This window comes from Marivirga arenosa, from assembly GCF_030503895.2.
In the GTDB taxonomy this organism is placed as follows: domain Bacteria; phylum Bacteroidota; class Bacteroidia; order Cytophagales; family Cyclobacteriaceae; genus Marivirga; species Marivirga arenosa.
Genome location: NZ_CP129970.2, coordinates 3047088 through 3068950, shown reverse-complemented (window position 1 = coordinate 3068950; position 21863 = coordinate 3047088). Strand labels below are relative to the sequence as shown.

At 33.4% G+C, this 21863-nt stretch carries 18 protein-coding genes; 7 read left to right on the top strand and 11 right to left on the bottom strand.

Annotated elements, in window-relative coordinates; all coding sequences use genetic code 11:
* Positions 1-53 precede the first annotated feature (53 nt).
* From prfB to QYS48_RS13320, 9 genes are all read right to left on the bottom strand, one after another.
* A protein-coding gene (gene prfB / locus QYS48_RS13360; RefSeq protein ID WP_308356346.1) for a peptide chain release factor 2 occupies positions 54-1149 on the bottom strand; the annotation gives its coding sequence in 2 pieces (ribosomal slippage) (positions 54-1088 and positions 1090-1149; 1095 coding nt in all).
* Positions 1150-1231: 82 nt separating this feature from the next.
* A complete protein-coding gene (locus QYS48_RS13355; RefSeq protein ID WP_308356345.1) occupies positions 1232-2296 on the bottom strand; it encodes a branched-chain amino acid aminotransferase in 1065 nt (354 codons plus the stop codon).
* 57 nt (positions 2297-2353) lie between these two features.
* Positions 2354-2902 (bottom strand): cob(I)yrinic acid a,c-diamide adenosyltransferase, encoded by a 549-nt coding sequence (locus QYS48_RS13350; protein ID WP_308356344.1) that lies wholly within the window; start codon positions 2900-2902, stop codon positions 2354-2356.
* 86 nt (positions 2903-2988) lie between these two features.
* Positions 2989-4167 carry a hypothetical protein gene (locus QYS48_RS13345; protein ID WP_308356343.1) on the bottom strand — a complete coding sequence of 393 codons (1179 nt, stop codon included), beginning with the start codon at positions 4165-4167 and terminating at the stop codon, positions 2989-2991.
* Between the two features lie 25 nt (positions 4168-4192).
* Positions 4193-4669: a T9SS type A sorting domain-containing protein gene (locus QYS48_RS13340; RefSeq protein ID WP_308356342.1), complete on the bottom strand. Its 477-nt coding sequence runs from the start codon at positions 4667-4669 to the stop codon at positions 4193-4195.
* Positions 4670-5062: 393 nt separating this feature from the next.
* A complete protein-coding gene (locus QYS48_RS13335; protein WP_308356341.1) occupies positions 5063-5530 on the bottom strand; it encodes a cytochrome c in 468 nt (155 codons plus the stop codon).
* Between the two features lie 31 nt (positions 5531-5561).
* Entirely contained in the window at positions 5562-6206 is a 645-nt protein-coding gene (locus tag QYS48_RS13330) for a DUF2202 domain-containing protein (protein WP_302101236.1), read from the bottom strand.
* 174 nt (positions 6207-6380) lie between these two features.
* Positions 6381-7907: a SulP family inorganic anion transporter gene (locus QYS48_RS13325; RefSeq protein ID WP_308356340.1), complete on the bottom strand. Its 1527-nt coding sequence runs from the start codon at positions 7905-7907 to the stop codon at positions 6381-6383.
* 141 nt (positions 7908-8048) lie between these two features.
* Positions 8049-9302 carry a cystathionine gamma-synthase family protein gene (locus tag QYS48_RS13320; protein WP_308356339.1) on the bottom strand — a complete coding sequence of 418 codons (1254 nt, stop codon included), beginning with the start codon at positions 9300-9302 and terminating at the stop codon, positions 8049-8051.
* A gap of 124 nt (positions 9303-9426) precedes the next feature.
* Here QYS48_RS13320 and QYS48_RS13315 point away from each other — a divergent pair, with 124 nt between their 5' ends.
* Both QYS48_RS13315 and QYS48_RS13310 read left to right on the top strand, forming a co-directional pair.
* Complete coding sequence (locus tag QYS48_RS13315; RefSeq protein WP_308356338.1) at positions 9427-9903, top strand: Lrp/AsnC family transcriptional regulator; 477 nt, start codon at positions 9427-9429, stop codon at positions 9901-9903.
* Positions 9904-9985: 82 nt separating this feature from the next.
* Positions 9986-12208, top strand: coding sequence for a helix-turn-helix domain-containing protein (locus QYS48_RS13310; RefSeq protein WP_308356337.1), 2223 nt, complete (start codon positions 9986-9988; stop codon positions 12206-12208).
* On the opposite strand, the gene miaA is transcribed toward QYS48_RS13310, so the two are convergent.
* A complete protein-coding gene (miaA, locus tag QYS48_RS13305; RefSeq protein ID WP_308356336.1) occupies positions 12205-13125 on the bottom strand; it encodes a tRNA (adenosine(37)-N6)-dimethylallyltransferase MiaA in 921 nt (306 codons plus the stop codon). The two genes, QYS48_RS13310 and miaA, sit on opposite strands and share 4 nt — an antisense overlap.
* A gap of 55 nt (positions 13126-13180) precedes the next feature.
* Between miaA and QYS48_RS13300 the strand changes: the two genes are divergently transcribed.
* From QYS48_RS13300 to QYS48_RS13280, 5 genes are all read left to right on the top strand, one after another.
* Entirely contained in the window at positions 13181-16465 is a 3285-nt protein-coding gene (locus tag QYS48_RS13300; RefSeq protein ID WP_308356335.1) for a PAS domain S-box protein, read from the top strand.
* 1 nt (position 16466) lies between these two features.
* Positions 16467-16844: a response regulator gene (locus QYS48_RS13295; RefSeq protein ID WP_302101246.1), complete on the top strand. Its 378-nt coding sequence runs from the start codon at positions 16467-16469 to the stop codon at positions 16842-16844.
* Positions 16845-16928: 84 nt separating this feature from the next.
* A complete protein-coding gene (locus QYS48_RS13290; protein ID WP_308356334.1) occupies positions 16929-17204 on the top strand; it encodes a hypothetical protein in 276 nt (91 codons plus the stop codon).
* Positions 17201-17962 carry an MBL fold metallo-hydrolase gene (locus tag QYS48_RS13285; RefSeq protein WP_302124360.1) on the top strand — a complete coding sequence of 254 codons (762 nt, stop codon included), beginning with the start codon at positions 17201-17203 and terminating at the stop codon, positions 17960-17962. Before QYS48_RS13290 ends, QYS48_RS13285 begins: the two co-directional genes overlap by 4 nt.
* 1 nt (position 17963) lies before the next feature.
* Positions 17964-19535: an NFACT RNA binding domain-containing protein gene (locus QYS48_RS13280; RefSeq protein WP_308356333.1), complete on the top strand. Its 1572-nt coding sequence runs from the start codon at positions 17964-17966 to the stop codon at positions 19533-19535.
* Positions 19536-19537: 2 nt separating this feature from the next.
* Here QYS48_RS13280 and QYS48_RS13275 read toward each other — a convergent pair whose 3' ends face one another.
* Positions 19538-21802, bottom strand: coding sequence for a UvrD-helicase domain-containing protein (locus QYS48_RS13275; RefSeq protein WP_308356332.1), 2265 nt, complete (start codon positions 21800-21802; stop codon positions 19538-19540).
* Positions 21803-21863 lie beyond the last annotated feature (61 nt).

Here is a 21863-nt window from a genome sequence, read left to right as displayed (position 1 = left end):
CAATAAAAAAGGCCTGAACTCAGGCCTTTCAAATTACTATATTTAGTTACATTTTATTCACCAACAGTTTCATCACTACCCATTAAATAGGCTTTAATGAAATCATTCAGATCACCATCTAGAACATTTTGAACATCAGTTCTTTCAACTCCAGTTCTAGCATCTTTTATCAATTTATAGGGATGAAGTACATAGTTTCTGATCTGAGATCCAAAATCAATTTTCTTCTTACCAGCCTCAATTTCACTTCTTTCGGCATTTCTTTTCTCTACCTCAATTTGATATAATTGAGATTTCAACATCTTCATTGCCTCTTCTCTGTTTCCTAATTGAGTTCTATTGGCCTGACATACCACAACAATTCCTGTTGGCTTATGGGTTAATTGTACTTTAGTCTCAACCTTGTTCACATTCTGACCTCCAGCACCTCCAGATCTTGATGTTTGCATTTCAATATCATTAGGATGAATGTCAATTTCAATTGTATCATCCACTACTGGATAGACATAAACTGAAGCAAAAGATGTATGTCTTCTTCCACCACTATCAAATGGCGAAATTCTTACTAATCTATGAACCCCATTCTCAGATTTCAGAAATCCATATGCCTGAGGCCCGTCAAATTCCAAAGTAACAGATTTCACTCCGGCAACATCACCTTCCTGAAAATCTACTTCCTTTACCTTATAACCATTTGATTCACCCCACATGATATACATCCTCATGAGAATGCCAGCCCAGTCATTACTTTCTGTACCACCAGCTCCGGGAGTGATTTGAAGCATAGCTGAGAACTGATCTTCTTCTGAAGATAGCATTTTCTTCAATTCTAAATCTTCAGTTTTCGCTAAAGCTTTTTCATAGGCTTTTTGTACTTCTTCCTCACTAGATTCACCGATTTCTAAAAACTCATGATACGTTTCAGTTTCACCATATAGTTCATTCAGCTCATCAAAATGTTTGGTCCATTCTTTAAGACCTTGAATTTTCTTCATGGTCTTCTCTGCTTCATCTGAATCATTCCAAAAGTCAGGTTGAGCAGAGACTAATTCTAATTCTTTTATTTCTTCTACTTTCTTATCGTAGTCAAAGATACCCCCGAAGTGCTTCCACTCGGGCTTTTAAATCTTTCAAATCGTCAGTAGTCATAAAGACAGATTATTTAATTTTTTAAAATAAAAAATGCCGTATAATTCACATCATACGGCAAGTTCAATATAATTATGTTGCTTTAAAGCTTAAAAATCCAGTCATGCTTATCTTCAGCTTCACCTAATTTTATAGCATCAAGCGCTTTCAATACTTTATTTGAGAACTTTCTTTCTTCGATCGGAGGCAAAGTATAATCTACTCCATCATGGCCGATAAGTGCAATATGTGCGATTGTAGCCGCTGTTCCCGCTCCGAAAGCATCTTGTAGCGTACCATTCTTGGCCGCCTCAATCACTTCATCAACACTAACTCTTCTCTCTTCCACTTTCATTCCCCAATCTCTTGCCACTGTGAGAACAGAATCTCTGGTGATACCTCTAAGGATAGTTGAACTTGCTTCTGGCGTAATTAAAGTATCATTAATCACGAACATGATATTCATGGTACCTGATTCCTCTATGTAGGCATGCTCTTTTGCATCGGTCCAGATTAATTGATGATACCCCTGTTTCTGAGCTAATTTTGCAGGATATAAAGAACCTGCATAATTACCAGCAGCTTTTGCATATCCTGTTCCACCTTTAGCAGCTCTAGTAAACTCAGTTTCAATCTTAACTTTTACAGGTTCACTATAGTAAGCTCCAACAGGGCATGTAATAATCATAAATCTGTACTTCTCAGAAGGCTTAATTCCTATATAATCATCCATTGCAAAAACGAATGGTCTGATGTATAAGGCAGTGTTTTCCTTATTAGGAATCCAATCCTTATCAAGATTTAACAATTCCGTCATAGCTGTTATGAAAAGCTCTTCAGGAACTTCCGGAATGCACATTCTTTCAGCTGATTTGTTCAATCTTTTAGCATTGGCTTCAGGTCGAAACACCACTGCTTCTCCTTTATTGTTTTTGTAAGCTTTTAAACCTTCAAAAACAGATTGACCATAGTGAATAACACTTGACGCTGGTGCTAGAGAAAGATTCTCATAAGGCACTATACGTAAATCACTCCATTGACCATCTTCATAGTCCGCAATGAACATATGGTCAGAATAAACTTTTCCGAAAGGAATATTGTCAAAATCAACCTCATTGATGCGTGAATTTTGAACTTTTTGAATGGAAATATCTAAAGTATCTATCATGATGGTCGGTTTAAATTAAAATTGCACGAAAATACAAAAAAAAGGTCAAATTTCCAATTACTTTTTAGGTACCCATGGTACTTCATCTACCTTTAATTCTTGGGTTAATTTCCGTGATAACATGAATAAATAATCTGACAATCTATTTAAATATGTGATTATCAAATCATTGACTTCTTCATGCTCCTTGAGAGTTACTATTCCCCTTTCTGCTCTTCTACAAACCGTTCTGGCAATGTGGGCGTAAGATACTAACTGATGTCCACCTGGTAAGATGAAATTTTTCATTGGTGGCAACTGATCGTTCATTTCATCAATTACTTTTTCAAGTCTATCTACATCGCTCTCAGAAATATCTGGAATGGGAAATTTGCTTTCTCCTGGTTCCTTTGCAAGTTGAGAACCAATAGTAAATAATCTATCTTGAATTTCAATTAACAAAAGATTTCGAGATACATTCTCTTTATGATCTCTCAATAAACCAATCCAAGAATTTAGTTCATCTACATTGCCATAAGCATCAATTCTTATATGCGCTTTTGATACTCTGGAACCTCCCAATAATGATGTTTTACCTTTATCTCCTCCTTTAGTATATATCTTCATAGAAATGATTCATTAGTCGAAGTGCAAATATAGAACAATTCATAAGAAGAAATTACTTCTTAAAAGGATTCAAAATACTATTAAGATTAAAATGATCGAATAGCTCTTACATTTCTTGGGACTTGTTTTCCAAAACCTAATTGAACCCCTGCATTAAACTGCATAGCTTCAGCATTATTTGCATTAATTTCGGTAGAACTCCAATAAAAATCAGAAGCAAATGCATTCCCTCCTGCACTTACAGCTGAGGAATTAATTAGCTCTTTATTATTATACATAATGCCTAATTCAACCATTGAAGGAAGATACCAGTCTCCGTAATCAACCCCATTTTCTGTGACAACTAATTCATTACATATTCTTGCTGCATAAGTTTCACCATCATCTCCTATTGCTACATGTGAACTTATCGCAATAGCAGTATTTGATTTTCCCGCATAAATGCCATCACCTTTTGCTTGAGTACTGCCTTTTGTTCCAGCATGCCATCTAATACCAGCACTCTGATCAGATATTGCGCAAACTAAGCCATGTGTTCCGGTAGCATCGACCCAAAAAACAACTCCTCCCTGCGCTAAATCCCCTACTTCGTAAATATTGTCTGTTGCTGTAGTTGCAAAACCCATATTTGCAATGGCTGTTGAATCAAGTTGTGGACCAGCCACATATCCATAATTAGCAATATCAGTTGAGTCTGTGTGAGGTCCTGTAACAAATCCAAATTCAGCAATTTCATCACTAGTTAATTTAGTATCCTCAGTATGAGTATTCCAAAATGCAGTATCCGCTTCTGTAATTCCAGATGCCAATGAGGATTGAAAAATAGGATCTGATTCTTCGGTCACAACATTAAAAGTCAATTCATCTGCGGTATTGGCATGAAGCGCGTAAGGCACACTTAATAGTTGACTAGTACTTACTATGGTATAGTTACTTCCACCTTGTGGATCTGTTTCACTTTTAATAAAATAAGGCCCTTCACTCCAATCTATAACAGAAAAATCACCTGATACAACTTCCCCCTCTCCTATTATTATGCTTAATAATCCATTTGCATTAGTATTTGATCTGTGTGTCTCAGAATAAACAGCACCTCCATTTACAGAGTTTTGAATAATACTAATTTGCATTGCCACATTTTGTTGATTAAGCACTTTACCATCGGCATTTCTAATTACAGCTTGGTAACTAAATTTTTCAGGACTCTGTGCGTATGACGTTAGCGCGATGAAAAATATTGATTGAATTAATAATAACTTTTTCATAATATATTTCCCTTCCTCTTTTCTTTTATTGCTTTAATACTTTAAATGATTTAAGAACTTTACCTTTACTGTTAACATTAATAAAATAAATAGCTGCAGGAAGCTCTCGTATATCAATCACAGTTTCCGGTGTTTCTACTATATGTGATTTTAGGATATTTCCATTTGCATCAAATAATTGGTATAAATAACTGCCAATGCCTTTTACTTCCAATTTCAATTCATTTGAGGTTGGGTTTGGGTAAATTTTTGATTCTATCTTGATATTTTGATTTCTTAACCCAGAAACAACTTCTGTAATTACAGGCTGTTGCACTCCAGAAGATAGGATTCCATGAGAAGAACTTACTGAAGTATATATCACTTGGCCGATAGAGGCGCTAACTGAACCTCCACTCCCTACAGCTTCAAAAGCTGCAGTGTTTACACTTTCCTGTGCTTTTAAATTTGAACAGCTTATAACAGCTATAATCAGGGCAATTATTAAACCTTTGAATGTCATACGATTCATATTGAAGAATTGAAAATTAGACTCAGCCCCTATTATATTTTAAATCTAAATTTCAACGAGAATTAACTAAATCAAAATCATGAATGCTTAATTAGGATAAGTGATTTCAGGTTTTGATTTCTATACACCAAATTTATATATTAAATATTTGTTTTAGACATCTAATTCTTTCAGTTCATCGAAATATGAAAAAACAGTACATCAATATTTTATAAATTTTAAAAGTAAAGTGCAAAATGAAGTAACTATTAGGGTATTAGAGAAGGGTTTTAAATAACATATAGTAAGATTTAGTAACAATTATCAAAAAGGGAAATAAAAGTATTTTAATAAAATATTACCTCAGAATAATCAACTTGGAGGGTTTAGCTTAGTAAAAGATACCTAATGTTTCTTCTTGTGTTCCGCAAACCATTTGGGCGCTGGAATATCATTATCATGTATATACTCTACTATAGCCTTTATTTCACCTTCTGACAATGCAGTTTTTGGCATTAAACCAAATCGTTTTACTGGCCCTTTCATTACAGCTTTGTCTTTTGAAGGATTATAAGCAAAAGAAGTCATTTTATTTATAAAATCATCTCTATCAGCTGAAGCTTTCAAATACCTTTCTTTAATTCCTGCAAGTGGTGGTGCTATTATTTCTTCATGTGAATTACTATTTGGATTATGACATACATAACAATTACTGCTTATTAATTGGGCACCATTTTGAGAAATGATTGAGTTAGAGGCCAAATCAGTTTTTTGAGATTCAGTAGAACTATTTGACTTATTATTTTGACAGCCAAAAAATGTTAAAGCAATTGTTAGTGGTAATATTCCGCTTAATATTATTCTATTATTCATATTTTTATCTATTCTTAAAATAAATTTATTATTAGTTTTCCTTTTCGGAATTTATAATCGAATTATATAATTCTTGGCTTAAGTATTCCGGATTATAAATTATGCCTCGATTTGACAAATTCTTAACAAAAGCACGAAGGTGATTTCTAGATCCTTTTAATAAATTCTCATAAACATAATTAATATCTTGATTGTCGATAGAAGTATCCAAATCATTTTGAATATCTATAATATCAATTTCTTCAATTACAGCCCCTACCTTTAATGCTTCTATAATATTATCAGAACCTTGAGAGATTAAATCATCGTAAAGCTGTTGTAGTTCAGCATTTTGAAACTCTCCGAAATGGGTATCTTCAGCAGGATCACTCAAATCATATCTATTGATTAACTGTAAAACTGCATCCATGTGACTTTGCTCGCTTTCAGAAATATTATTGAATACTATAACAGAATACTTATCATATAAAAAACCATAGACATCTCTGGCTAGTTTTTCTTCCTCTCTCATAAAGTAAATGGAAGAAATTTCTTGTTCACTTAATGGCTCTAGAGGAAAACTACTTATCATAGTCAATTTATTGTCCAATTTAGGGCTAATATTATCATTCAACGGATCACAAGACAATATGATAAAGGGTGAAAAAATTAGAATGATTAAAGCTGATGTTTTCATGACTTTTTAAGTTTATTCCTATAAAAATAGCCATTTATTCTATCAGCTGAGGTAACACTTGTTACAGCGAAAGGATATATTTGATCGACTTAATTAGATAAAAAAAGAAAAGCCGGGTCACTACTCCCGGCTTTCTAACCTAAACCAAAACTACTCACTATGAAAAACTAAAATCTATTTATCAACCGCTAGTTTGTAACTAGGGTCTTCTATAACATTAACATCTATAATTTTATCTGCATTTTGAAGAAGTCTTCTACAATCAGGGCTTAAATGCTTAAGGTGAACCTTCTTTCCAACCTTTAAATATCTTTCAGTAATTTTATTTAAAGCCTCAATTGCAGACATATCTACCACTCTACTTTCCGCAAAGTCAATAATCACTTCTTCAGGATCATTCATCACATCAAATTTCTCATTGAATGCGGCTGTAGATCCGAAAAATAATGGGCCATAAATCTCATAATGCTTTATACCCTCTTGATCTATACTTTTTCTAGCTCTAATTCTTTTGGCATTATCCCAGGCAAAAACTAATGCAGCAATGATCACTCCCACTATTACGGCTAGTGCCAAATTATGCAATACAATCGTCACAAGAGTTACCAATACCATTACCAAAATATCTGACTTTGGCATCTTATTAATGGTTTTCAAACTTGCCCATTCGAAAGTACCAATAGAAACCATGATCATAAGCCCTGTTAAGGCTGCCATGGGTACAAGTTCAATATAAGATGAACCAAACATGATAAACACCAATAGCATAATTGCAGCAACGATTCCTGATAATCTAGCCCTTGCACCGTTCGAAATATTAATAAGGCTTTGTCCTAACATGGCACATCCTCCCATACCTGAAAACAAGCCAGATAAGATATTAGCTGTACCTTGAGCTACTGCTTCTTTATTTCCTCTACCTCTACTTTCAGTAATCTCATCTACAATATTGAGGGTAAGCAAACTTTCAATTAAACCTACCGCTGCCATAATTGCTGAGTATGGTAAGATAATCATTAAAGTTTCCCATTTAAGAGGGACGCTAGGGATATGAAATGGCGGAAAAGTACCTTTAATTGAAGCAACATCCCCTACAGTTCTCGTATCTATATCGAAAAAGAAAACTACTCCAAAAATCACTAAAATAGCAGCTAATGAAGAAGGAATCGCTTTTGTTATTTTAGGTAAGCCCCAAACGATTAACATTGTTGCCAAAACTAAAGCCAATAATATATAAAGAGGCTCTCCACTTAACCAATTACCGGACCCATCCTTAAATTGAGCCAATTGAGACGTGAAAATAATAACTGCTAAACCATTCACAAATCCGAATATTACTGGATGAGGCACTAAGCGCATAAATTTACCTAGCTTTAGCACACCAGCCAGTACTTGAATTAATCCAGATAAAATCACTGCTGCCAACACATATTCAACACCATGTTGTTGAGCCAATGAAACTATGACTACTGCAATTGCACCAGTTGCACCTGATATCATTCCTGGCCTACCACCTAAAATAGCAGTAACCAAGCCCATAACAAATGCAGCATATAAACCAGTAAGAGGGGAAAGACCTGCTACGAAAGCAAAAGCAACTGCTTCTGGGACTAGTGCCATAGCTACTGTCAATCCTGAGAGCACTTCTGTTTTGTAATCTACTCTTTGTGTAAGATCAAATAATTTAAAATATTGCTTCATTTGCTTATTTTTGGCTGTTTTTCAATTATTTATCTTTAGCCGTCTTCCAAATAAGCGCGCAAAGGTAAGAGTTATATTTTAAAAATAAAACTATGGAAAGAAAAAGCCTAGATTTATAAACATAAACCTAGGCTATGCAAATTATACTTGTGCTAATGCTTGTTCAATATCCCAAATTAAATCTTTAGCATCTTCCACACCTACTGAAATTCTTACAAGGCTTGAAGTAATGCCAATTTTATTTCTCAAATCCTCATCCACATCAGAATGCGTCATGGTTGCCGGATGTTCCGCTAATGATTCGGTGCTTCCTAAACTAACTGCAAGTTTTATCAACTTAACATTATTTAGGAATTTAAAAGCTTCTTTCTCACCACCTTGAATATCAAACGCTAACATAGCACCGTTTGAAGTACATTGCTTTTTAAATATATCATACTGGCGACCGTCCTCAGGTTTAAGATTACCCAGATAATGTACTTTTTCAACTTTAGGATGTGAATTCAGAAAAGCAGCTACTTCTTGAGCGTTTTGCGCTTGCTTCTCCATTCTAACTTTTAAAGTCTCTAAACTTCTCATCAACAACCAGCCAGTGTGAGGTCCGGCCATGTTACCCATGAAGGTTCTAAAACCCTTAACTCTTTTTATTAAATCAGCTGAACCCAGACAAGCTCCTGCTACTAAATCACTATGCCCTCCAATATATTTAGTAGCAGAATAAATGACCATATCTGCACCTAATTTTAATGGATGCTGCCATATTGGGCCCATATAAGTATTATCAACCCCTATATAGATTGGCTCTTCCTGAGTATTGATTGAATCTGCGATTTCTCGGAACATACCGATATCAACCAGCGCATTAGTGGGATTTGCAGGAGTTTCAAGATATACAAAGCGGATTTTATCTTTCATACCACTCTCTTCAATTTCTTTCATGACATCTTCCTTATCTTGATATGGATTAACACCAATTGAATGAATGCCCCATTTCGGTAAAACATGATTAATAAAATGATCAGTTCCACCGTAAACTGGTACAGAATGTAATAAAACATCTCCAGGATTAAGGAATTCCATTAGCATACTGCTAATTGCTCCCATTCCACTTTCGAAAATAGCAGCGTCTTCTGCTCCATCCCATAAACACAGTCTATCTTCTGTGATTTGTAGGTTTGGATTATTTAATCTGCTGTATATCAGACCTAACTCTTCCTCATCAGTCTTCTCCCTTTTTCCGTAAGCCACCTCAAAAAATGCCTTACCATCTTCCGCTTTCTTAAAGGCGAAAGTTGAAGTTTGAAAAATTGGACACTTGATTGCTCCTTCAGACAATTCAGGTTTATAGCCGAATGACATCATCTGACTTTCTGGTGAAAAAGAATGTTCGTTCATAATTTCTAATATTTTTTATAAATTTAGAAAATAGTTCTTGTGATTCATATAATGAAGAAAATAAAACTACTTTTTACATTTAATAAGAAATATCATCTATTTAGCAATCTTTTAATCTCAATAAATGGAAAATAATTCTACACTAAGACTGGATCGAACAGATATAGAAATTTTAAAACTGCTTCAACAGAATGCAAGAATGACCAATAAGGAACTTGCTGCTAAACTAGACTTAACTATCACTCCTATTTATGAGCGAGTTAAAAGATTAGAGAAAACGAAGGTTATAAGGCAATATGTAGCATTAATAGATGCAGATAAAACTGGTAAAGGGCTGATGGCATTATGTATGCTGCGTTTAGAAAAACACACTAAAGACAAGCTAGCTCAATTTGAAGATCATATCTCTAAAATCCCCGAAGTTACAGAATGTTACCACTTAGCAGGTCAATACGATTATCACCTTAAAATTCTAGTAAAAGATATGAACGCTTTTCAGGATTTCATTGTCAATAAACTATCCACAAATCAGAACTTAACGAATATTCAAAGTTCTTTTGTTATGAAGAAAATCACAGATACCACTGCTATTCCATTATAATGAAATGAGTTTCATCCCGTCTCTTTTCATAAAGTAGGTTTTTAACTAGATTTACAATTCTAAACCAAAATCCCTTCAAAATATGCCTCAACAGAAACTAACTGAACTCGCAAATCTAGCCGTTAAATATGTCAATACTACTAATAGATTAATATTTCTAACTGGTAAAGCAGGTAGCGGTAAAACCACATTATTAAGGCATATTATAAAAAATACCTACAAAAATGTTGCAGTAGCAGCCCCAACCGGTATTGCTGCAATAAATGCAAAAGGAGTCACATTACACTCTTTATTACAGTTACCATTTGGTACTTTTATTCCAGATGATAATGCAGTTGATTTCGGCAGTGCTAGTGAGCAAATTCATACTCCACGGACATTTCTACAACAATTTAAAATGTATGGCAATAAAAGACAGATTATTAGAAATCTGGAATTATTGATTATAGATGAAGTCAGTATGTTAAGAGCTGACATTTTAGATTGCATGGATTTAGTATTAAGAACTGTTCGTAAAAATCCTAGTCCCTTTGGAGGATTACAAATCATGTTTATTGGAGATTTAAATCAGCTTCCTCCAGTTATTAAACAATATGAATGGCAGTATTTGAATCATTTCTATAATACTGGATACTTTTTTGAAGCCTTAGCTATTCAAAAATCAGAAATGGTTTACATTGAACTTGATAAAATATTTCGCCAATCAGATCCGGAATTTACTTCAATATTAAACCGATTAAGGGACAATCATTTAACACAGCAAGATCTGAAAAAATTAAATGAGCATTATGTAGAAGATGCAGAAGAATCTACAAAGAATGGTTACATCCATATTACCACTCACAATAACAAAGCTGATCTTATAAATGAAAAGGCGTTAAAATCATTAAGTGAGGATGCAACTAACTATACGGCCGAAATAGAAGGAGATTTTCCTGAAAACATGTACCCAATACCTGCGCAATTAAATTTCAAACTAGGCGCACAAGTAATGTTTATTAAAAATGACTCAAGTGGTGATGCACGATATTTTAATGGTAAAATCGGAGAAATATCAGAGCTCAATGAGGACACTATAAAAGTAAAACTGAAAGATCCGGAAGATGAGGTTACGGTGGAAAGATACGAATGGCTGAACCAACGTTATAGTTTGGATAAAGCCACTAATGAATTAGAAGAGAAGTGGCTGGGTACTTTTAAGCAATTCCCTTTAAAATTAGCTTGGGCCATTACAGTACACAAATCACAAGGTTTAACTTTTGAAAAAGCAATATTAGACTTGTCCGATAGTTTTGCGCCTGGTCAAATGTATGTTGCTTTATCTAGACTCACAAGTTTAGATGGCTTGATACTCTCAAAACCTGTCCATAATATTTCCTTAAACTTAGCAGATACTTTAAAGAATTTTGAACAAAAAAAGGTAGATTCCTCTGAGCTGAAAAAAAATCTAGCTTCCGATCAAAAAAGATTCTTATTTGAGCATGTTCGAGAAGCTTATAATTTTCAAGAATTAAAAAATGAGCTTAGTCACCATTTCAAAAGTTTTAATAAAAATGAGAACCGCTCATTAAAACAACAGTATGCAAAGTGGACGCACGAAAAACTAGAAAGCCTAAATGAAATCAATAAAATCGGTTTAAAATTCCAAAGCTCACTAGCTCATTATGAGGCAAAATCAGAATATCTTCAGGAATTAGAAGACAGAGTGCATAGTGCTGAATCCTATTTTAAACCTAAGCTAAAGGACCTATATGATGCATTTAAAGCTCATTTGATTGAGACTTCTAAACAGGATAAAGTAAAAAGTTATTTAAAAGAAATAGAATCAATCACTGAATTACTTAAGTCTAAAATTTTACAAATAAGTAAAACTGGTCTACTGGTTAATTCAGCTGTTGACAATCGTGTTTTAACTAAATCGGATTTAAATCAATCTGCGGAATATGCTGATGCGAAAAAGAATTCAAAAAAATCAAAGCCAAAAAAGGATAAAACTCCCACAGCTGAGATTTCATTTAACTTGTATAAAGAGGGAAATAGCATTGATCAAATTGCAAGCAAAAGAGGTTTTGTAGAAGGTACTATTTTAGGACATTTATCTAAATATATTGAGAGTGGGGATATAGATGCAACAGAATTAATTGATCCTGTCAAATTAGACCAAATTTGTCAAGTTATGGCTTTAGATGAAGTAAAAGGCAGCGCAGATGTGAAAGCAAGATTGGGAGATGAATTTACCTATGATGATATAAAAATTGCTTGGGGTCATTTTAGGAAAAATCAAGCTCAAAATGCAGAAAATTAAATTTTGTTAAGGGAGTTCTTTATATACTCACGAATAAAATTTTCATCAATGGGTGAAAACCATTTAAACTCGGTATCTTTTTTAAACCAAGTCATTTGCCTTTTTGCATATCTACGGCTATTTCGTTTTAACAATCTTATCGCTTCCTCTTTATCATAATCCCCATCCAAATATCCAAATATCTCTGAATAGCCTACTGTTTGCAATGCATTCAAATTTTTAAACGGATAAAGTTTGTTTGCCTCTTCAAATAAACCAGCTGCAATCATTTGGTCCATTCTTAAATTTATTCTTTGGTATAATTCTTCCCTTGGTCTTTCTAAACCAATTTTTATGATATTAAAAGGCCGTTCTATTTTACTGGTTTGGGCTCTGTAATAGGTCATATTCTTGCCCGTAGCTCTAAAAAGTTCTAGGGCTCTAATCAATCTTTGAGGGTTTTGCTGATCCACAATGGAATAATATTCTGGATCAACTGCTTGAAGCTCATTTTGAAGGTATTCCAAACCAAACTTTAGATATTCATCATTTAATTGAGCTCTTAGTTCTTGAGGGATCTTGGGCATTTCATCAATACCTTCACAAAGTGCTTTAACATATAAGCCTGAGCCCCCTACCACAAAAACAACATCATGTTTTAAAAACAGCTCACTTAATAAAGTTAAACTATCCTTCTCAAAATCACCAACATTATATTCATCATGAATACTGTGCGAATTAATAAAATGGTGAACTATTCCATCCATTTCACGCTTTGAAGGTTTAGCAGTACCTAATTCCATTTCTCGATAAAACTGCCGTGAATCAGCCGAAATGATTTCCGTATTAAATTGTTTAGCTAATTCAATTGACAAAGAGGTTTTTCCTACTGCAGTAGGCCCCGCTAAAATCACGATAGTTTTAGAATATTTAGTCAAATTAGATATAGAATTTGAGCTGAAAAGATTAAATTGAGCTATTAAAATAAATGTTTTGGAGCTACAAAATTACGATAAAGATCAACTTATAAAAGAGGTAGAAAGATTACGTTTAGCTATCTATCAAAAAAAGTACCTTCTAAAGAACTCAAGAAGTTTCGAGAGTACTAAATTCTTAGAAGAAGGTATTGATTTGAGCATGGAATTTACCGAAGATGGTAAAATTCTGAAAACGAATAAAAACTGGCGTAAAACTCTTGGGTATTCCACAATTGATCTTAAACACATTTTCATTCGAGATATAATATATTCCGATGACTGGCATAAATTCAAGGAAGCTTGCTCTAATGCAAAAGCAAGTAAAGTTCAAGAATTATTAGAAGTCAGACTTAGCTCTAAAAACAATGATAAAATCTACGTTACTGGTATTATTCTGATAAGTATAAACAGTCAAAATTTTATCGCTAACTTCCAAGATATTACTGATCAAATACATGCTCAAAAAGCACAAAACCTGTTTTATGAGATTACAAATCTTACTTTAAAGAGTACGGATTTAGATGGGCTTTTTAGAGGTATCCATGATAAGCTGAATGAGGCAATGGATGCAAAAAACTTCTTCATAGCCCAATTTAAATTTGATCAACAAGAATTATATTTTCCTTACATAAATGATGAGATAATTTCTGGTGCTCCAAGATCCATGATATTCAAATACAAAAAGGGGCTTTGTGAGTACATATACCATCAGAAGAAATCTGTTTTACTAAAGGAGTCAGAAATCATGGATTTGATTTTACAAGGCAAAATCCACCAGTACGGTACTATTCCTAAGGTTTTTATGGGGGTTCCGTTTCAAACTGAAAAAGGAATTCCAGGAGTTATTGGTGTTCAAAGTTATAATGATGAAAACGCTTTTAAAAACAGAGACCTTAAGCTTTTAAACTTCATATCGAATCAAGTTTTGCTTTCCGTTGAACGCAAATTCATTGAAGAAAAAATTAGCAATCAAGCGGCTCGTTTGCAATCAATATTTAATAGTAGCAATCATATTATATGGTCAATAGATAAGGACTATTTACTCACCTCATTTAATGAGAACTTTGAGTATGAATTTTTGAAATATTTCAATTTTAAACCTAAAGTTGATATTGATTTGAGAGGAAAAGCTATATCGGAGTTTTTCTCTAAAGATGCCTTTAAATTTTGGGGACAAAAATTTGAAAATTGTTTAGATGGAAATGCTTTGAATTTTGAAATTGAATTTCAAAACCCATTAGATAACTCAACAGTATGGAAAGAAATATTCCTCAACCCAATTTATACTGAAGGTGGAGAAATCACAGGACTATCTGGAATTGCCCATGATATTACAGAAAAGAAGATTAATGCCTTAAATATTCAAAAAAGTGAATGGCGATTTAGAAATATATTCGAATCTTTCCAGGATATTTATTTTAACTGTAGATTCAACGGTGAAATCATATTAATTAGTCCGTCTGTTAAAGAGAATATTGGCTACAAACAAGATGAAGTGACTGGTAACAATATCACGAATTATTATTTATACACTAAAAAAACCAAGGATTTACTTAAAAAACTGGTTTCAAGAAGAAGAGTTCAAAACTTTGAGGCCACGCTCATTACTAGGGATGGACGATTAATAAACTGTATTTGTAACGTCCGATTGGTGCGCGATAAAGATAGCAGAGAAGTTACCATAGAAGGTGTAGCCCGTGACATTACCAAACTTAAGCAAGCCAATAGAGAATTATTACATGCTAAAAATGTAGCCGAAAACTCCTTAAAGGTAAAAGAGCAATTTCTTGCTAATATGAGTCATGAGATCAGAACCCCCATGAATGGAGTAATAGGAATGGTGGATCTTTTATCACAAACTCAGTTAAATCCTGAGCAGCAAAATTTTGTTCAAACCATTAAACGCTCATCCGAAACGCTATTAACTATATTAAATGATATACTTGATTTAAGTAAAATAGAAGCAGGTAAGATGAAAATTCAACCTCATGTTTCTGAGGTGAAAAGTGTTTTTGAAAAAGCTTTAAATCTATTCAGCCAACAGGCAAAAAGCAAAGCAATCGACTTAAATTTCAAAATAGATAATGATGTTCCTACCTACCTAAAAATTGATGAAACAAGAATCATCCAAATCGTATCGAATTTAACTTCTAATGCTTTAAAATTCACTGAAAAAGGTGGAAAAGTGTTGCTTCATATATCAAAGGAAATTAAAGAAGACTTATATCGCATAGCTGTAGAAGATACTGGAATTGGTATTTCTGAGAATGATCAACATCACTTATTTAAGTTATTCACTCAAGTTGATAATTCGAGCACAAAAGCCTATAGTGGGACTGGATTAGGTTTAGCCATTTCAAAGCAACTAAGTAGTTTAATGGGTGGCCAAATAGGGGTAAGTTCTGAGCCAGATGAAGGTAGCGTTTTCTGGTTCACACTAATTGGTGAACAACCTACTCAAGATGAAATTGAAGAATTCAATAAGAACAAAAAGAAATTAGCAGAACCTAAGGAATTCCACATTAGCAATGAAAACCCGCCACATATTTTAATTGTGGATGACAATACAATAAATCGCCAAGTTGCGAGTCAAATATTATTAAAATCAGGATTTAAAACAGATCTTGCCTTTAGTGGAGCTGCTGCAATTGAAAAGGTTAGTCAAAATGATTATGATTTAATCTTGATGGATATTCAAATGCCCACCATGGATGGGGTTACAGCTACTCAAGAAATCAGAAAACTCAATAAAAACATACCTCCTATTATTGCTATGACGGCTTATTCCATGAAAGAAGACCGTCAAAAGTTTTTAGATAAAGGAATGGATGATTACTTATCCAAACCCATTGTTTCTAATCTATTATTGGAAGTAATTCAAAAGAATCTTCCTGAACATAAAAAAAGTGCGAGGAATATCAGTAAAAGCTCAACTGCTCAACCTGCAAAGCATAATCTCGAATCAGAATTAATCGATAAAACCACTTTAAAACAATTAAGCAAATACGCTGATAAACCGACTATAAAATCATTCTTTGAAGAGTTTGAAATTGAAGCAAAAAGTTTGATATTGGAAAGTATTAATGCTGAAAAAACTTCAGATTTAGATAAAATCAAAAGTAATTTACATACTTTAAAAGGAAACGCAGGAACGCTGGGAATTCGATCATTAGAAAATCAAGCAAAAAAGATAGAGGAAAATTTAAAAAATCAAAAAACTGAAAAGCTTATAAAAGACTTGAATCATTTATTAGATAATTTTAATAAATTTACAGACAATTACCAGTCAATATTGAAGTAAAATGGCAGAAAACAAAAAAGTACTTATAGCAGAAGATAGTTCAGTAATACAGAACTTGACCAAAAAGATTTTAATGATGCAAAACTATAGCATTCATTCAGCTAAAAATGGAGAGCAGGTTTTAAAAGCGTTAGAAAAAGAATCTTTCGATATCATTTTAATGGATATCAACATGCCTAAAATGGATGGCATGGAATGCACAAGAGCTATAAGAGCATTAGATGATGAACAAAAATCATCTATTCCGATTATTGCCATTACCGGTAATGCGAAAAATTATACTAATGAAGAATTTAAAGAAGCTGGCATAAACGAATACTTGCAAAAGCCTTTAAACTTTGATCAATTAGTTGAAACTGTAAAAAAGTTAACCAACTAATTTTCTTTTAATTTTCAGCATCTGAAAACATTTTACTTTAATTATCATTACTAAATAGTGATGATATAATTTAAAATAATCATTATGCAGATAAAATACACTAAATCATTCCTCAACAAATTGGAAGACGTATTCGCAGAATCAGAATATGTATTACGGTATGAAAAAGGAAATTTCAAATCAGGATATTGTGTATTAAAAGATCAGGGTATTGTAATCATAAATAAATTCTTCGATACGGAAGGAAAAATCAACTGCTTAGTAGATATCTTAAAAAATGTAGAATTAGATACCAAAACACTAAGCGATAAAAACAAATCATTCTTTTTAGAACTTCAACAAACCGAATTGGCACTTTGAAGGTAACATTTCTAGGAACAGGCACATCTCAAGGAGTACCCGTAATAGCATGCGACTGTGAAGTTTGCAGCTCTTTGGACTATAGAGATAATAGAACTAGAACTAGCATCCATCTAGAAATAGAAGGGAAAAGTATTGTAATTGATACAGGTCCTGATTTTCGGGAACAAATGCTAAGGGAAAGAATCAATCATTTGGATGCTGTGATTTATACACATGAGCATAAAGATCATACAGCAGGCTTGGATGATGTGAGATCCTACAACTTTAAGCAGGATATGGATATGCCAGTATATGGTAGAAAATCTGTGCTAGAACAAATACAAAGGGAGTTTGCTTACATTTTTGCAGCCAATAAATATCCAGGGATACCAAAAGTTGAACTGAACGAAATAGAAAATAAGCCATTCAAAATTGATGAGATAGAGATTACTCCTATCAATGTACTACATTATAAACTACCAGTTTTTGGTTATCGATTTGGTGATTTTACCTATATCACCGATGTAAACCATATTCCTGAGGAAGAAAAACATAAAATTAGAGGGAGTAAAGTATTAGTATTAAGCGCCTTACAAAAATTCTCTCATCTATCACATTTCAATTTGGAACAAGCCATGGAGGTAGTTAAAGAATTAGAAATTCCTCAAGCTTATTTTATTCATATGGGACATAAAATGGGACTTCATCGAGATATTGAAGAAGAACTTCCTGAGGGTATGAATTTAGCCTATGATGGACTACAAATAGAAATTTAAGATGCATAATAACTATTATGTATTCAGGCAATTATCTCAAGAATTAGAGAGCAAGATTTTAGGCTTTGAACTATTAGAATGTTTTAGCCAGAGTAAGGATGAATTAATTTTAGGATTTGGGCTTCAAAAAGAAGAATTCTACATCAAAGCTTCTTTAAAACCTGAGTTTTCATGTTTAAGCTTTCCTAATCAATTCGCAAGGACTAAAAGCAATAGTATTGATTTATTCACAGAGTATATAAATCAAAAAGTAACTTCAATTCAACAATATGAAAATGAAAGATGCTTTACTATTCATTTTGAAAATGATTTGAGTTTACTGTTTAAAATGCATGGTAATCGATCCAATATTATTGGTTACAAAAATCAAAAAGCTACAAAACTATTCAGAAATAGTTTCCCTCAAGATATTGAATTAGAATTAGACTCTCTAGATCGTACTTTAGATCAATCTAAAGAAGCCTTTTTTAAATATGATGGAAATTATCAAAAGCTATTCCCAACATTCGGTAAGCTTATCAAGCAATATTTTAAAAGCATACATCTTCAGGAAAAAAACTTAGAAGAACAATGGGAAATCATTTCAATCTTAGCTGAAGATATAAGCTCTCCTAAGAGCTTTTACACTATTATTTGGAATGAAGAAATTCACTTTTCATTAATTCCTATTGGAGAAGTCATTAAAGAAGAAAAAAGTTGTTTAGAGGGAATTACTCAGTTTTTCTACACCTATGCCAAAGAAAACTTTATTAGGAAAGAGAAAAAAAGACTTAGCAAACAGCTTGAAAAACAAAGAAACCAAACCATCAATTACATCAAGAAATCTAATCAAAAGCTAGAAGAAGTAATTGAAAAACCAGGTTACAACCAATTAGCCGATATTTTAATGGCAAATATGCATCAAATCCCACCACACGCTAAGGAAGTTGATTTGATGAATTTCTATACTAACGAAATGGTAAAAATACCTCTAAAATCAAATTTGAGTCCGCAGAAGAATGCTGAAAATTTGTATAGAAAATCAAAAAACCAAAAGATTGAATTACAACAATTAGAAGCTTCTATCAAGCAAAAAGAGCAGGAATTAGAGGAAATAGAGCACAAACTTGCTGAAGTAAACAATACTGAAGATATAAAATCTCTTAAAAAGTTAATTAAGCAAAACCCTAAACAGGAACGAGCACAGGTAGAATTAAAAGTACCTTATAAAAAATTTGAATACGGTGGCTTCATTATTTTAGTTGGAAAAGGTGCTAGAGAGAATGATGAGCTTACGCTTAAATATGCAAAAAAGAATGATTTATGGTTACATGCAAAAGATGTAACTGGCTCACATGTCGTATTAAAACAACAAAGTAATAAACCGTTTCCACAAGATGTAATCGAGCATGCAGCACAGACAGCAGCCTTTTATTCAAAACGTAAATCAGACAGTTTGAGCCCCGTAATCGTGACGCCTAAAAAGTATGTCCGCAAACCTAAGGGATTACCTCCAGGCATGGTTCATGTAGATAAAGAAGATACTATTTTGGTAAAACCAGAAGCATGGTGGATCGCTAGCAATCCCTCTTGATTTTACAAAATTCTCAGCTTCGCAAAAGTTAAAAGCAAAGTCTTTTCCCCAAAGTTTTCAAATTCAATAGTTGCTTTTCTGTTTGCTCCTTGAATGTCCATCTTTTTCACCTCTCCAAAACCAAATTTAGGATGCTCTACTCGCATTCCAGTATCCAAGTCTCGAGTATCGCTTGGAGCAAAATCAGGCGAAGGAGTATGTAGTTTTTTACCTGGAGGAACTGCTTTTCTTTCTGTCTTTCGTTGTGCCACAAGGTTTTTAGCATAAATGCTATTGGAAGTACCATTGTTTAAAGCTCCCATAGGCTCAGATCTATTAAACTTCCTATCTACTTTAATGAAAGCTGGGTCTATTTCTTCAATAAACCTGCTTGGTTCACAATTCTTAAGTCTACCAAACCTATAACGAGTAAGGGCATAACTTAGAGTTACTTTTTCCATGGCTCTAGTTATAGCTACATAAAAAAGCCTTCTCTCCTCTTCTAAATCCGCTCTACTGTTTAGCATCATTTGAGAGGGGAATAAATCCTCCTCAAGTCCTACTATGTAAACATGCTTAAACTCTAATCCTTTAGCAGAGTGAATCGTCATAAGGTTTACATAATCGGTATTTTCAACATCCTCATTATCAGCATCTGTCAATAAAGCCACATCAGCAATAAAAGCTTCTAAAGATTTATCTTCTTGTTGCTCATCATCAACAAACTCTTTAATCGCATTTAGTAATTCCTGAACGTTTTCATATCGGTTGAGTCCTTCAATAGTTTTATCATCATAAAGCTCTTTTAATAACCCACTTTGCTTTGCAATAAAAGCTGCAGTTTCATAGGCATCTGCCTGATCTAATCTTATTTTGAAAGACTTGATCATAGTCACGAAATTATCAACCGCATTAGCCGCTCTGCTTGGCAATACTCTTTGACTTTTCTGCAATACTTCCCAAATCCCCAAATCATTTTCAAAGGCAGTTACCACCAATTTATCAACTGAAGAAGCTCCTATACCTCTTTTAGGTAAGTTGATTATTCTCCTAAAGGATTGCTCATCATTATGATTTATGGTAAACCTTAGATAAGCTAATAAGTCCTTGATTTCTTTACGTTGATAGAATGACAGCCCACCAAAAATGCGATATGGAATATTGCTTTTCCTAAGCGCTTCCTCCATCGCACGAGACTGGCTATTGGTTCTATAAAGAATTGCAAAATCCTTATTCTCTAACTTTTTATTATTCTTATCTTCAAAAATTGAAGAAGCCACTAATCGTCCTTCTTCATTATCTGATGTAGACTTAATAAGATGTATTAATTCACCATCATCATTTTGAGTCCAAACATTCTTTTTTAGCTGAGCAGAATTCTTTAGAATTACGGAATTAGCAGCATTTACTATATTTTGAGTACTTCTATAATTTTGCTCTAATTTAATTACTCTTAAATCAGGATAATCCTTCTCAAAATTTAATATGTTTTGAATATTAGCCCCTCTAAATGCGTAAATACTTTGCGCATCATCACCTACTACACAAATATTTTGATGAACTGCTGATAAGCGTTTTGTTATTAGATACTGAGAGATATTAGTATCCTGAAACTCATCTATCATCACATATTTAAAGCGCTGCTGGTATTTATTTAAAACATCTAAATGATCTCTAAACAAAACATTGGTATTAAATAACAAGTCATCAAAATCCATTGCACCAGAACGGAAACAACGCTGAACATATTCTTTATAGATAGCGCCCATTTTCGGCTTTTGGGCTTGTTCATCATCCGAAATGTAAACTGGATTATTGATATAATTTTGCCAAGAAACAAGATTGTTTTTAGCCCCGGAAATTCGGTTGTATACCACATTTTGTTTGTACACCTTATCATCAAGCCCCATTTCTCTTACAATGGTTCTGATCAGAGATTTAGAATCTTCAGTGTCGTAGATAGTAAAGTTACTTGGGTAACCTAATTTATCTGCCTCAGCTCTTAGAATTCTAGCAAATACAGAGTGAAAGGTTCCCATCCATAAATTTCTTGCATCAGTGCCTACAACTCGCTCAATTCTTTCACGCATTTCTTTAGCCGCTTTATTAGTAAAAGTTAAAGCTAAAATGCTGAAAGGATCTACATTTTTAGAAGTGATTAAATGAGCAATTCTATAGGTAAGTACTCTTGTTTTTCCAGAACCTGCACCAGCGATAATCATCGTTGGCCCCTCTAAATTCTCAACGCCTTCTCTCTGTGGGGGATTTAAATGACTTAAATAATCCATAAAGCAAATTTATAATCTAATTGCCATTTGCCATTAGAAAGTAGGTGGAAATATTAAAGAA